Here is a 13397-nt window from a genome sequence, read left to right as displayed (position 1 = left end):
TATGCAAGCGAATGACAGGCTTCTGACGCCATTGCTGAGGGTAAGCGGGCTGACCCGCCATTACGGCGCGCGCATCGGCTGCGCCGACGTCGGCTTCGAGCTGTGGCCCGGCGAAGTGCTGGCCGTGGTCGGCGAATCGGGCTCGGGCAAGTCGACGCTGCTCAAGCTGTTGTCCACCCGGCTGGCGGCCGACGCCGGCCGCATCGAATACGCGCTGTTGGGGCGCGGCCTGACCGAGTTGTCGCGGCTGTCCGAGGCCGAGCGCCGCTGGCTGCTGCGCACCGACTGGGGCTTCGTCGAGCAGAATCCGCGCGACGGGCTGCGGATGAACGTCAGCGCCGGCGCCAACGTCGGCGAGCGGCTGATGGCCACCGGCGCGCGCCACTACGGCGAGATCCGCGCCGCCGCGCAGGATTGGATGGCGCGGGTCGAGCTGGACCCGGCGCGCATCGACGAAGCGCCATCGCGTTTTTCCGGCGGCATGCAGCAGCGGCTGCAAATCGCCCGCAACCTGGTCACCAAGCCGCGGCTGGTGCTGATGGACGAGCCCACCGCCGGGCTGGACGTATCGGTGCAGGCGCGGCTGCTCGACCTGCTGCGCGAGCTGGTCACCTCGTTCGGCCTGGCCGCGGTGATCGTCACCCACGACCTGGCGGTGGCGCGCCTGCTGGCGCATCGCCTGCTGGTGATGCAGGGCGGGCGCGTGGTCGAGACCGGCCTGACCGACCAGGTGCTGGACGATCCGCAACATCCGTACACCCAGCTGCTGGTGTCCTCGGTTCTTCACCTGTGAGACGCGCATGAATCCCGACCTGATGATCGAAACCCGTGGTCTGTCCAAGACCTTCGTGCTGCATCAACAACACGGCGCGCGGCTGGCGGTGCTCGACGGTGTGGACCTGGCGGTGGCGCGTGGCGAATGCGTGGCGCTGGTCGGCCCGTCCGGTACCGGCAAGAGCACGCTGCTGCGCTGCCTGTATGGCAACTACCTGGCCAGCGGCGGCGAAGTGCGGGTACGCGGCGACGCCGGCTGGACGGTGCTGGGCGAGGCCGCGGCGCGCGAGGTGCTGCTGCTGCGCCGCGACACCATCGGCTACGTCAGCCAGTTCCTGCACGTGATTCCGCGCGTGCCGGCGCTGGACATCGTCGCCGCGCCGTTGCGCGATCGCGGCGTGGCGGACGGCGAGGCGCGCGAGCGCGCCGCCGTGCTGCTGCGCGCGCTGTCGCTGCCGGAACGACTGTGGCGCCTGCCGCCGGCCACCTTCTCCGGCGGCGAGCAGCAGCGCGTCAACATCGCGCGCGGCCTGATCGCCGAGCACCCGATCCTGCTGCTGGACGAACCCACCGCCTCGCTCGACGCCGCCAACGCCGAGCGCGTCGCGCAACTGATCGACGCGGCGCGCCAGCGCGGCGCCGCCATCGTCGGTATCTTCCACGACGTGGCGATCCGCGACCGCGTCGCCAGCCGTTGCTTCTCCCTCACCCGTGCCACGGAAACCGCGCCATGAGCCAACAGATCCTGACCAATGCCCGCATCGTGCTGGCCGATGACATCCTCCACGGCACCCTGCGGCTGGTGGACGGCCGCATCGTCGACCTCAGCCACGGCGTCACCGCCGTGCCCGGCGCCGAGGATTGCGACGGCGACTACCTGATGCCGGGGCTGGTCGAACTGCATACCGACAACCTGGAAAAGCACCTCGGCCCGCGTCCCGGCGTGGCATGGCCGGTGCATTCCGCGCTGACCATCCACGACGCCCAGGTCGCCAGCGCCGGCATCACCACGGTGTTCGACGCGCTGTGCATCGGCGAGGATCGCAACAGCCTGCGCGCCACCACGCTGGCGCCGTCGATCGATGCGCTGCGCCACGCGGTGGCTCAGGGCCACACCCGGGTGGACCACTGGCTGCACCTGCGCTGCGAGGTCTCCAGCCCCGACGTGCTGGAACAACTGGAACGCTACCTGGACGAGCCGCTGCTCAAGCTGCTGTCGGTGATGGACCACACGCCCGGCCAGCGGCAGTGGATGGACCTGGAGAAATACCGCGTCTACTCGCAGAAGCACGAGCACTGGAGCGACGAGCGCCTGGCGCAGGACGTGGCCGAGCGCCGCGTGCTCCAGGAGACGCACGCGCAGCGCAACCGCCGCGCCGTGGTGCGGCTGGCGCAGGAACGCGGCCTGGCGCTGGCCAGCCACGACGACACCACGGTCGAGCACGTGGCCGAAGGCGCGGTCGACGGCGTGACGGTGTCCGAATTCCCGACCACGCTGCTCGCCGCCCAGGCCGCGCGTACGGCGGCGCAGGCCATCGTGATGGGCGCGCCCAACGTGGTGCGCGGCGGCTCGCACTCCGGCAACGTCGCCGCCACCGAACTGGCGCGCGCAGGGCTGCTGGACGTGCTGTCGTCCGACTATGTGCCGGCCAGCCTGCTGCACGCGGCCTTCATGCTGGCCGACGAGCCCGGCTGGAGCCTGCCACGCGCGCTGGCCACGGTGACGCGCACCCCGGCGCGGCTGGTCGGGATGGACGACCGCGGCGAACTGGCGCCCGGCCTGCGCGCCGACGTGATCCGCGTGCGCGCCACGCCGCATACGCCGCTGGTGCGCGGGGTGTGGCGGGCGGGGCAGCGGGTGGGGTGAGCCTTGGGTTTGCGGGTTTGCCGGGGTTGAGATTGAGGCGGCATCAAGCACCCGGCCAAGCCGGGTGCGCGTCGTTTCAGGAATGCCCACACCGGCTCTTTCCTGATCGATCCCACTCCCCCCGCCCTCGCCGCAGGGCGCCGAGTGAAGTGGTGGCAGCGCTGTCCGCATGATTGCTACGGCCCCCGGCCTAGCCGGGGTCTTGGTCGTGATGGTTTGCCGGGATCGGCTCCCCTTGATCGATCCCACTCCCCCCGCCCTCGCCGCCGCGAGGGGGCCTCGCGTTGCTCGGGGTGGATGCGGTCCGGCGAAGGGGCGGCGCTGGGTTTTCTCTGTGTTCTCCGTGCGCTCGGTGCGCTCCGTGTCCACAGGTGTTGCGGGTGTTTGTTACAACGCGGGCTGGAATTTCCGCCAGAGGCGGAGCGCCGGGATTGGGCTGGCCGAGGTCGAGGCGCTGCAAAGTGGCAAGTGCGCCGGCCAGTGAACGGCTGGTGCATAAGCAAACGGCCCGGGTAACCGGGCCGTTCTTCGTGGCATCAGGACTGCGGGCGGGGCGGGGGGCGCAGCGGCTCGCCGGAGGCGATCAGGTCGGTGGCGGAAGCCAGTGCTTCGTCGAAGGCCGGATGTACGTGTTCGCGCCCGACCAGTTCGACGATGCCGGCGCGTTCCAGCTTTTCGGATACGCGCTCGTTGGCGCCGGACAACTTCACCAGCACGCCGCGCTTGTGCAGCGAGCCGATCACTTCCTCCAGCGTCTGCAAGCCGGTGATGTCGATGAAGGGCACCCACTTCAAACGGATGATCAGGATGCGCGGGTAGGCGTGGATGTTGCTCAGCGTGCGTTCGAAGTTCTCGGCGGCGCCGAAGAAGAACGGGCCTTCCAACGCGTACACCAGCAGGCCGGGCGGCAGGTCGGTGAAGCCGCGATGGCCGAATTCCTTTTTCAGTTCCTGGCTGCCCTGCGCGGTGACCGCCACGCTGGACGACATGCGCCGCAGGAAGTGCAGGGTGGCCAGGATCACGCCGATGTTCACCGCCACCACCAGGTCGGCGAACACGGTGAGCGAGAACGTCACCAGCAGGATCACCACGTCGGCGCGCGGCGCGCGGCGGGTCATGCGCAGGAAGTGCCGCGCCTCGCTCATGTTCCAGGCGACCACGAACAGGATGGCGGCCAGCGCCGGCAACGGGATGTCGGCGGCCAGCGGCGCCAGCAGCAACAGCACCAGCAGCAGGAATACCGCGTGGGTGATGCCCGCCAGGGGGCTGTTGCCGCCGTTGCGCACGTTGGTGGCGGTGCGTGCCAGCGCGCCGGTGGCGGCGAAGCCGCCGAACAGCGGCGCCACCATGTTGGCGATGCCCTGGCCCACCAGTTCCTGGTTGGCATTGTGGCGGGTGCCGGCCATGCCGTCCGCCACCACCGCCGACAGCAGCGATTCGATGGCGCCGAGGATGGCGATGGTGAACGCCGGGCCGATCAGCTCGATCACGCGCGATGCGGTGATCTCGGGCAGCGCGAAGCTGGGCAGGCCCTGCGGGATGCCGCCGAAGGCGCTGCCGATGGTGACCACGCCGTCGAACTGGAAGATCGCCTGCACCACGGTGGCCACCACCATCGCCACCAGCGGGCCGGGGATACGCTTCAGGCCGGGAAGGCGCGAGCTGTACAGCACCAGCAGCAGCGACAGCACCGCCAGCCCGGTGGTGGCCGGGTGCCACTGCGGGAACGATTGCAGCATGTGCCACAGCTTTTCGTGGAAGTGCGCGCCCTGCGCCGGCGGCAGGCCGAAGAAATCCGGCCATTGCCCGGTCCAGATGATGACGGCGATGCCGGCGGTGAAGCCGACGATCACCGGATCGGGGATGAACTTGATCACCGCGCCCATCCGGGTCAGGCCGAACACCAGCAGGATGAGCCCCGCCATCAGTGTTGCCAGTTGCAGCCCGGCGATGCCGTACTTGGCGGTGACGCCGGACAGGATGACGATGAAGGCGCCGGTGGGGCCGGCGATCTGCAGACGGCTGCCGCCGCAGATCGACACCAGCAGGCCGGCGACGATGGCGGTGTACAGCCCCTGTTCGGGCTTGGCGCCGGAGGCGATGGCGAAGGCCATGGCCAGCGGCAGGGCGACGACGCCGACCACTACGCCGGCAATCAGGTTGGACATCCAGTGCTGGCGGCCGAGCAGTCCGGCGCGGCGTGCTTCGAGAAGGGCGATCATGGCGGGGAGGGGGATGGGTTGGACGGCGTGCCTCAAGCATAGTCAGTCCGCCGCCGTTGCAACGTGACCGATGGCCTGAAACGCATGCTGTCGTATATTGCGCCTGCCGGCGCCAACGTGGTTTGTCGAAATTGCTTGACCCGCGTCGCTGGCCGTCAATTGTCACCGCAAACAAGCACGAGGCTCTTCTTTTGGAACTTTCCACCCTGCAACTGCTGGCGCTGCTGTTCTCCATCACCTCCATCGGCGGCTACATCAACCACAAGGTGTTCCGCTTTCCGGCGTCGATCGGTCTGCTGTTCTTCTCGGTGCTGCTGTCGCTGGTGCTGATCGTGATGGACAAGACCTCGGCGTTTTCGCTGCAAAGCGTCGGCGTGCTGGTCAACAAGCTCGATTTCGAGAACCTGTTGCTGCACGGCATGCTGGCGGTGCTGCTGTTCGCGGGCGCGCTGCATGTGAACGTGGCGGAGCTGAAGGCGTACAAGCTGCCGATCGCGCTGTTCGCCACGGTGGGGGTGATGCTGGCGACGGCGATCACCGGCGTGCTGTTCTACCTGGCGTGCCGGGCGCTGGGGATGGATCTGCCCTTCGTCTACTGCCTGATCTTCGGCGCGCTGATCTCGCCCACCGATCCGGTGTGCGTGCTGGCGCTGCTGGGCGACGGCCCCAGCATCAAGAACATCAAGACCAAGATCACCGGCGAGGCGCTGTTCAACGACGGCACCGGCGTGGTGCTGTTCATCGTGCTGCTGGGGCTGGTGCACGCCGGCCAGCCGGTGAGCAGCCTGGACTGGAGCGTGCTGCTGCTGATCGTGAAGGACATCCTGGGCGGCGTGGTGGTGGGGCTGGCGCTGTCGTTCGCGCTGTACCTGGCGATCAAGTCGATCGACAGCTACGAGATCGAGATCATGATGATCATGGCGCTGGCGTTGAGCAGCTACGCCCTGGCGGAGCTGCTGCACGTGTCGGCGCCGATCGCGGTGGTGACCGCCGGGCTGTTCATCGGCAACCGGGTGCGCCACCTGGCGATGTCGCGCAAATCGACCGAGCACCTGGACGCGTTCTGGTCGCTGCTCGATGAGATCTTCAACGCCATCCTGTTCGTCATCATCGGCCTGGAGATGGTGGTGGTGGTGATCAAGTTCGATTACGTGCTGGTGGGGCTGGCCGCCATTGCGATCACGCTGCTGGCGCGCTACGCCAGCATCCTGGTGTGCGCGCTGGGGCTGATCGGCTCGCGCTACGACTTCAACTTCCGCCGCACGCCGCTGCTGATGACCTGGGCCGGCCTGCGCGGCGGCATCTCGATCGCGCTGGCGCTGTCGCTGCCCAACGATCAATACAAGCCGCTGATCCTGACCGCCACCTACGTGGTGGTGCTGTTCTCCATCCTGTTGCAGGGGCTGACCTTCAACCGCGTGCTGCGCTGGATCGACCGCAAGGCGTGACCGCCCCGACGCGGGGGGCCGGCCGCTTCAGGCGGCTTCCTCGCGTCGCAGATGCGGCACCAGCAGTTGCAGCAGGGTGTCGCACACGCCGGGCGACAGGTCGTGCGCCATGCCCGGCACCTCCACCAGCCGCGCGCCGGGGATCTTGGCGGCGGTGTCGCGCCCGCAGGCCACCGGCAGCAATGGGTCGTCCAGGCCGTGCACCACCAGCGTCGGCGCGCCGATGGCCGCCAGCATGGCGCTGCGATCCGGCGCGGCGGCGACGGCCATGATCTGGCGCAGCGAGCCCACCGGGTTCAGCGCGCGGTCCAGCCCCTCGCGGATGCGCTGGCGCTGCAAGGCGGGGTCGATGGGAAAGCCGGGGCTGTTCAGCATGTGGAAGGTGTCCTGCAGAAAGCTCACCAGGTCTTCGCGTCGCTCCGGGCGATAGAAGCCGCGCGGCGGCCGGCGCAGCAGCGCCGCCCGGGCCGCGGGCGTGGGGCCGGGCAGCCCGGGCGCGCCGCTGCTGCTCATCACGCTGGACAGCGTCAGCACCCGCTCCGGCCAGCGCGCGGCCAACAGCTGCGCGATCATCCCGCCCATCGACACCCCCACCACGTGGGCGTGGCGGATACCGAGCGCGTCGAGCAGGCCGACGGCGTCTTCGGCCATGTCGTCCAGCGTGTAGTGCGGGCGCAGCGGCAGGCCGAGCGCGCGCTTCAGCATCTGCCACGGCAGGCGCGGCCGACCCAGGTGATTCAGGTGGCTGGACAACCCCACGTCGCGGTTGTCGTAGCGGATCACGTGAAAGCCGGCGTCGGCCAGCGCGCGGCAGAAATCCTCCGGCCAGGCCACCAACTGCATGCCCAGTCCCATGATCAGCAGCACGGCGGGGCGCTCGGGCGGGCCGAAGGTTTCGTATTCGATCTCGATCTGGTTGGCGCTGATGCGGGGCATGGCGGACTCGGTGGCGATGGTTGTTCGATCATGATGGCGGCGAAGCAGCGTGGTGCAAGCGCGGTGACACGAAGAGCGGCTGACAAAACCCAGCGAAGCGGTCCTGGCAAGGAGCGCGAAACGCAGACAGTACGGGTAAGTACGGCAAGTAAGCGCGACGCCGCCAGGAGGGTTTTGTTAGCCGCGCCATGCACGGCATGCAGCGCCGGGAACGGCTTGACATCGCTGTTACAAGGCGGCGATAGCGCGGTGAAGCGAGGACGTTAGCTTGTGTGTCGTGAGCGGGCGCGGGCCCGCGCGTGGAGCACAGCATGGCGATTAGCTCGGCGGGCCTCGGGTCCGGGCTGGACGTGAACGGCATCATCTCGCAACTGATGCAGGTGGAGAGCCAGCCGCTGACCAAGTTGCAGACCAAGGTCACGGAGGCCGGCACCAAGATTTCGGCGGTCGGGTCGTTGCAAAGCGCGCTGGCGTCGCTGCAAGGCAAGGTGCTGACCTTGTCCAGCGCCAGCGCCTACAAGAGCGTGCAGGGCAGCCTGGGCGACAGCGGCATCGGCACGGTGTCGACTTCGGTGCTGGCGCAGGCCGGCAGCTACAGCCTGGCGGTGACGCAACTGGCGCAGAGCCAGAAGCTGAAGTCGGATGTGTTCTCCAGCGCCAGCGCGCCGGTGGGCACCGGCACGCTGACCATCCAGTTCGGCACCGAGGTGCCCGGCGTGGACGGTGCGGCCGGCACCTTCGCGGTGAACGGCGAGAAGGGCGCGCTGACGGTGAAGATCGACAGCAGCAACAACACGCTGACCGGGCTGCGCGATGCCATCAACAACCAGAACGCCGGGGTGACGGCCACCCTCATCAACGATGGCGGCGGCTACCGGCTGTTGCTCTCGTCCAGCGACAGCGGCAGCGCCAACAGCCTGCGCATCCAGGCCGAGGACGCCGATGGCGACAACAGTGACGCGGCGGGCCTGTCGCGCTTCACCTACGACGCCAACGCCACCGGCCACCTGGTGCAGACCCAGGCGGCGCAGGATGCCAGGTTCGCGCTGGACGGCATCGCCATCACCAAGTCGAGCAACTCGGTCTCCGACCTGTTGCAAGGCGTGACGCTCAACCTGCAGAAGACCAGCAGCCTGGACAGCAGCGGCAATCCGGTCGCCACCACGCTCAACATCACCCGGGATACCAGCGGCGTGAAGAAGTCGGTGCAGGATTTCGTCGATTCGTACAACGCCTTCGTCAAATCGGTATCGGACCTCACCTTCTACAACGAGGACGACAAGAGCAGCGGCGTGCTCAACGGCGATTCGATGGTGCGCTCGGTGCAGAACACGCTGCGCGCCACGCTCAACCAGGCGCTGGGCGCGGGCAGTCATTACCAGAGCCTGAGCGAAGTGGGCATCAGCTTCGACAAGAACGGCAACATGACGCTGGACAGCAGCAAGCTGCAATCCGCACTGGATGCGCGCCCGGACGACGTGGCCAGCCTGTTCGCCACCAACGGCACCGCCAGCGACGCGCGGGTGAGCTACCTGTCGGCCACCGCCGAGACCCAGGCCGGCCAGTACGCGGTGGAGATCACCCAGCCGGCGACGCGCGCCACCGTCAGCGGCGCCGCCATTACCGACACCTCGTTCACCATCACCGCCGACGAGAACGACACGCTGATGGTGGCGGTGGACGGGGTGTCGTCCAAGCAGATCAAGTTGTCGCCGGGCACCTATTCGTCGCCGGCCGCGCTGGCGGCCGAAATCCAGTCGCAGATCAACGGCGACAGCAATCTCAAGAACGCGGGGGTGACGGTCTCGGTCGGTTTCGACAGCGCCAGCCAGTCGTTCCAGATGACCTCGAACCGCTACGGCAGCGCATCGCAGATCCAGGTGACCAGCACCGGCGCCAACGACAGCCTGTTCGGCCTGAAGGTGGGCCTGCGCGACACCGGCAAGGACGTGGAGGGCAGCATCGGCGGTGCGCCGGCCACCGGCAGCGGCCAGACGCTGACCGGCACCGGCAAGGCGCAGGGTCTCAAGCTCACCGTCACCGGCGACGCCGCCGGCAGCTACGGCACGCTGTCGTTCAGCCGGGGCTTCGCCAGCAAGCTGGACCAGGCGCTGACCGGCCTGCTGGCGAGCGATGGCACGGTGCAGGCCCGGATCGACGGCCTGAACCGCGACATCGACAACTACGACAAGCAGGCCGAAACGCTGAACCGCCGGCTGGAAGAGACCGAAAAGCGCTACCGCGCGCAGTTCACCGCGCTCGACGTGCAGATCTCCAACATGAACTCGACCAGCAGCTACCTCACCCAGCAACTGGCCTCGCTCAACAGTCTGATCTCCTGATCGGCGCCGGCCCGGCCCGTGCGGCCGGCGTCGCTCAATCCCAGTGGGGGGCGAAATCCGGATTGGCCAGGCGCGCGCCGCGTTCCAGCCCGGCGATGGCGGCCATGTCGTCATCGCTCAGTCGCAGCGTTGCCGCGTGCAGATTGGACGCCAGGTTGTCGCGCCGGGTGGACGACGGAATGACGGCGTAGCCCTGCTGCAAGCCCCAGGCCAGCGCCACCTGCGCCGGGGTCGCGCCCAGGCGCTGCGCAATGGCGACGATCACCGGGTCGCCCAGCACCTTGCCGTAGGCCAGCGACATGTACGCGGTGAGGTGGATGCCGTGCTGGCGGGCGAAAGCCACCACCTTGCGGTTCTGCAGGTAAGGGTGGATTTCGATCTGCAAGGTGGCGATGGCGTCGGCGCCCACCGCGTCGATCGCCTGTTGCAGATGGGCGATGGTGAAGTTGGAGACGCCGATGGCGCGGGTCAGCCCTTGTTGCTGCGCCCGGTGCAGCGCGGTCATGTATTCGGCCACCGGCAGCACATCGCCCGGCGACGGCCAGTGGATCAGCGCCAGATCCACCCGGTCGGTACGCAGCTTGCGCAGGCTTTCTTCCAGGCTGGGCGCCAGCCGGTCGGCGGCCAGGCTGTCGGTCCACACCTTGGTGGTGAGATAGAGGTCGTCGCGCGGCACGCCGCTGGCGGCGATCGCCTGGCCGACCTCGGCTTCGTTGCCGTAGATCTGCGCGGTGTCGATGTGGCGATAGCCCAGTTCCAGCGCGGTGGCGACCGAATCGATCACTTGCTGGCCTTGCAGGCGGAACGTACCGAGGCCGATGGCGGGCGGATGCATGGTGTGACTCCTGTGATATATGAGCGACCAACAAAACCCTTCTGGCGGCGTCGCGTGGGGGCGCTGAGCTGAAACTTGCCGTACCACACGTACTGTCTGCGTTTCGCGCTTCTTGCCAGGATCGCTACGCTGAGTTTTGTCAGCCGCTCCGGGTGCGGCGTGCCGGGCACGCCCTGAATGAATAGCGGATCGGAGGACGATTCAGCGGCTGGCGGGGCAGACGGTTGCCGGCAGCGTCGCGGATGGCGGAGCGATCACGCCGTCGCCGGCCAGCCGCCGATCCAGGCGGCCGCTCCAGCGGGTGAGGGCCCAGGCGCCCAGCACCACCAGGGCGCCGATCCACGGCGTATGGCGCAGGCCGACCTGCTCGACGATCAAGCCGCCGCCCCACGCGCCCAGCGCGATGCCCAGGTTGAAGGCCGCGATATTGAGGCCGGATGCCACGTCCACCGCATGCGGCGCCACGCGCTCCGCCTGCTTGACCACGTACACCTGCAAGCCGGGCACGTTGCCGAACGCCACCGCGCCCCAGGCCAGCACCGTGAGCACCACCAGGATGGGATGCGGCGCGGTGAAGGTCAGCACCAGCAGTACCAGCGCCAGCAACATGAAGATGCGTTCCAGCGCCGGAATCGGTCCCAGCCGGTCGGCCAGACGCCCACCCCACAGATTGCCGAACGCCACCGATACCCCGTACACCAGCAGCACCAGGCTCACCGCGTTGCCGGAGAAGCCGGCCTGCTGCAACAACGGCGCGAGGAAGGTGAAAGCGATGAAACTGCCGCCATAGCCCACCGCGGTCATCGCATACACCAGCAGCAATCGCGGCTGGCCCAGCACCTGCAATTGCCGCAGCAGCGAGGACGGCGGCGTGTGGCGGATATCGCGCGGCACGAACAACGCGCTGCCGATCAGGGCCAGCACGCCCAGCGCCGACACGGCGAGGAAGGTCTCGCGCCAGCCGAAATGCTGGCCGATGAACGTGCCCAGCGGCACGCCGGTGACCAGCGCCACCGTCAGCCCGCTGAACATGAGGGCGATGGCGCTGGCCCCTTTCTCTCGCGGCACCAGCCCGGTGGCGATGGTCGAACCGATGGAGAAGAACACGCCGTGCGCCAGCCCGGTGAGCACGCGCGCCACCACCAGCGAGGTGTAGCCGGGGGCGTGCCACGCCAGCAGGTTGCCGACGGTGAACAGCGCCATCAGCCCCAGCAGCAGCGCCTTGCGCGGCACCCGGCCGGTGAGCGCGGTGAGCAGCGGCGCGCCGACGGCCACGCCGAGCGCATACAGGCTGACCAATAATCCGGCCGAGGGCAGGCTGACGCCCAGGTCCGCTGCGATGGTCGGAATCAGGCCCACGATGACGAACTCCGTGGTGCCGATGGCAAAGGCGCTGATGGTCAGCGCCAGCAAGGCAATGGGCATTGCGACTCTCCGGATGGGAACGCTTCGCAGTGTCGGTGCTTTGCCTTTGCGGAAAAACCAGTCATTCTGCACAAGATAGTTGACTGGAAATCAACAATGAAATCCACGCTGGACGAATTGCAGGCTTTCCTCGTGGTGGTCGATACCGGCTCGATCACCGCCGCCGCCCGGCAACTGGGGCAGACCACCTCCGGCATCAGCCGCGCGCTGGGCAGGCTGGAGGAAAAGCTGGAAACCACCCTGCTCAGCCGCACCACGCGCCGGCTGGAGCTGACGGAGGAAGGGAGGGCGTTCCTCGCGCATGCCCGCGCCATCGTCGGCGCGGTGGACGACGCCGAGGAGCAGATGGCGCTGCGTCGCCAGCGCCCGGCGGGACGGCTGCGGGTCAACGCGGCCTCGCCGTTCATGCTGCATGGTGTGGTGCCGCTGGTGGCGGGCTTTCGCCGCCGCTATCCCGAAATCACCCTGGAGCTGGATACCGACGACCAGGTGATCGACCTGCTGGAGCAACGCACCGACGTGGCGATCCGCATCGGCCAGCTCAGGGATTCCACCCTGCACGCGCGTTTTCTCGGCAGCAGCGCCTTGCGCATCCTGGCCAGCCCCGGCTACCTGGCGGCGCGTGGCACACCGCAGGCGGTCTCCGACCTGGGCGACCACACCCTGCTGGGCTTCAACCATCCGGACAGCCTGAACCAATGGCCGCTGCGCGACGCGCATGGCAACGGCCTGCGCATCGTGCCCGACCTCGCCGCATCGAGCGGCGAAACACTGCGGCATCTGGCGCTGGGTGGGGAAGGGCTGGTCTGCCTGTCGGATTTCATGACCCGGCGCGACCGCGAGCGCGGCGACCTGGTGCAGGTGCTGGCGGCCGACACGCTGGACGTGCGCCAGCCGATCAACGCCGTCTACTACCGCAACACCCAGCTCGCGGCCCGCATCGCCTGTTTTCTCGATTACCTGGGCGAGCACATGCAGGAAGCCGGCTGAGCACGGACACTTGTCATGTGCGTGCAACACGCGGCCGGTATCTTGCCGCCATCCCCAGTGGATGACTTGCGCAGGGCTGAGTCCGAAATGCCCTGCACCAGATACGCCAAAGCCCCGCCAAAAGCGGGGCTTTGCATTTGAGTATCCACACCAGACCGAAGATGCAGCAGGCAAGTTATCTGCCAGATCAGTGACTTAGCGTATTGGTTTGGATTTTTCTTGGGGAAGGTGTTGACGCCTTTCAGGCCCGACCGTATAGTTCGGCCTCTCTGCACGAGACGCAGCGCAGAACGAAGCGAAACGAAGAGTTTAGCAGGTTTCAAAAGCGCGGTGTCCGGTGGACTGATCTTTAACAAATTACAGCCGATGCGTGTGAGTGCTTGATGACGAATCAGCGCTCATACGTAAAAGAACCAGAGATGGTTTCTTTGAGTACGAGCCAAAGTACGAAATAAGCTAAGCGATTGAACGAAAGAGTTTGATCCTGGCTCAGATTGAACGCTGGCGGCATGCTTTACACATGCAAGTCGAACGGTAACGCGGGCTTCGGCCTGGCGA

General features: G+C 67.7%; 10 protein-coding genes and 1 rRNA gene. 7 read left to right on the top strand and 4 right to left on the bottom strand.

Annotation, left to right across the window (positions count from 1 at the left end):
* The first annotated feature begins 1 nt into the window (after position 1).
* Genes phnK through C556_RS0108165 form a run of 3 tightly spaced genes read left to right on the top strand, consistent with a single transcriptional unit; the run spans position 2 to position 2641 of the window.
* Entirely contained in the window at positions 2 to 793 is a 792-nt protein-coding gene (gene phnK, locus C556_RS0108175) for a phosphonate C-P lyase system protein PhnK (protein ID WP_026262916.1), read from the top strand.
* 7 nt (positions 794 to 800) lie between these two features.
* A complete protein-coding gene (gene phnL / locus C556_RS0108170; RefSeq protein WP_018747751.1) occupies positions 801 to 1508 on the top strand; it encodes a phosphonate C-P lyase system protein PhnL in 708 nt (235 codons plus the stop codon).
* Positions 1505 to 2641, top strand: a complete 1137-nt coding sequence (locus C556_RS0108165; protein ID WP_018747750.1) for an alpha-D-ribose 1-methylphosphonate 5-triphosphate diphosphatase — start codon at positions 1505 to 1507, stop codon at positions 2639 to 2641. Before phnL ends, C556_RS0108165 begins: the two co-directional genes overlap by 4 nt.
* A gap of 536 nt (positions 2642 to 3177) precedes the next feature.
* On the opposite strand, the gene C556_RS19795 is transcribed toward C556_RS0108165, so the two are convergent.
* On the bottom strand, positions 3178 to 4863 hold the full coding sequence (locus tag C556_RS19795) for a SulP family inorganic anion transporter (RefSeq protein WP_018747749.1): 1686 nt from the start codon (positions 4861 to 4863) through the stop codon (positions 3178 to 3180).
* Positions 4864 to 5054: 191 nt separating this feature from the next.
* On the opposite strand from C556_RS19795, the gene C556_RS0108155 reads away from it, so the two are divergent.
* Positions 5055 to 6311 carry a cation:proton antiporter gene (locus tag C556_RS0108155; RefSeq protein WP_018747748.1) on the top strand — a complete coding sequence of 419 codons (1257 nt, stop codon included), beginning with the start codon at positions 5055 to 5057 and terminating at the stop codon, positions 6309 to 6311.
* A gap of 27 nt (positions 6312 to 6338) precedes the next feature.
* On the opposite strand, the gene C556_RS0108150 is transcribed toward C556_RS0108155, so the two are convergent.
* Entirely contained in the window at positions 6339 to 7247 is a 909-nt protein-coding gene (locus C556_RS0108150) for an alpha/beta fold hydrolase (protein ID WP_018747747.1), read from the bottom strand.
* 311 nt (positions 7248 to 7558) lie between these two features.
* Here C556_RS0108150 and fliD point away from each other — a divergent pair, with 311 nt between their 5' ends.
* The gene (fliD, locus tag C556_RS0108145; protein ID WP_018747746.1) at positions 7559 to 9589 is read left to right on the top strand and encodes a flagellar filament capping protein FliD; all 2031 of its coding nucleotides are present in this window, start codon (positions 7559 to 7561) and stop codon (positions 9587 to 9589) included.
* A gap of 34 nt (positions 9590 to 9623) precedes the next feature.
* On the opposite strand, the gene dkgB is transcribed toward fliD, so the two are convergent.
* Positions 9624 to 10424 carry a 2,5-didehydrogluconate reductase DkgB gene (gene dkgB / locus C556_RS0108140; protein ID WP_018747745.1) on the bottom strand — a complete coding sequence of 267 codons (801 nt, stop codon included), beginning with the start codon at positions 10422 to 10424 and terminating at the stop codon, positions 9624 to 9626.
* A 201-nt stretch (positions 10425 to 10625) separates the two neighbouring features.
* Positions 10626 to 11849, bottom strand: a complete 1224-nt coding sequence (locus C556_RS0108135; RefSeq protein WP_018747744.1) for an MFS transporter — start codon at positions 11847 to 11849, stop codon at positions 10626 to 10628.
* Between the two features lie 96 nt (positions 11850 to 11945).
* On the opposite strand from C556_RS0108135, the gene C556_RS0108130 reads away from it, so the two are divergent.
* Positions 11946 to 12839, top strand: a complete 894-nt coding sequence (locus C556_RS0108130; RefSeq protein ID WP_018747743.1) for a LysR family transcriptional regulator — start codon at positions 11946 to 11948, stop codon at positions 12837 to 12839.
* 466 nt (positions 12840 to 13305) lie between these two features.
* Positions 13306 to 13397: ribosomal RNA gene (locus tag C556_RS0108125) — 16S ribosomal RNA — on the top strand; the annotation flags it as partial.

It is taken from the genome of Chitiniphilus shinanonensis DSM 23277 (genome assembly GCF_000374805.1).
Classification (GTDB): domain Bacteria; phylum Pseudomonadota; class Gammaproteobacteria; order Burkholderiales; family Chitinibacteraceae; genus Chitiniphilus; species Chitiniphilus shinanonensis.
The sequence above is the reverse complement of the archived record's forward strand: the minus strand, read 5'-3'. Positions and strand labels throughout refer to the sequence as shown.

Coding starts and splice junctions, on each gene's coding strand:
- C556_RS19795 (WP_018747749.1), bottom strand. CDS start 4,863: ATGATCGCCCTTCTCGAAGCACGCCGCGCCGGACTGCTCGGCCGCCAG.
- C556_RS0108135 (WP_018747744.1), bottom strand. CDS start 11,849: ATGCCCATTGCCTTGCTGGCGCTGACCATCAGCGCCTTTGCCATCGGC.
- C556_RS0108130 (WP_018747743.1), top strand. CDS start 11,946: ATGAAATCCACGCTGGACGAATTGCAGGCTTTCCTCGTGGTGGTCGAT.
- fliD (WP_018747746.1), top strand. CDS start 7,559: ATGGCGATTAGCTCGGCGGGCCTCGGGTCCGGGCTGGACGTGAACGGC.
- phnK (WP_026262916.1), top strand. CDS start 2: ATGCAAGCGAATGACAGGCTTCTGACGCCATTGCTGAGGGTAAGCGGG.
- C556_RS0108150 (WP_018747747.1), bottom strand. CDS start 7,247: ATGCCCCGCATCAGCGCCAACCAGATCGAGATCGAATACGAAACCTTC.
- C556_RS0108165 (WP_018747750.1), top strand. CDS start 1,505: ATGAGCCAACAGATCCTGACCAATGCCCGCATCGTGCTGGCCGATGAC.
- phnL (WP_018747751.1), top strand. CDS start 801: ATGAATCCCGACCTGATGATCGAAACCCGTGGTCTGTCCAAGACCTTC.
- dkgB (WP_018747745.1), bottom strand. CDS start 10,424: ATGCATCCGCCCGCCATCGGCCTCGGTACGTTCCGCCTGCAAGGCCAG.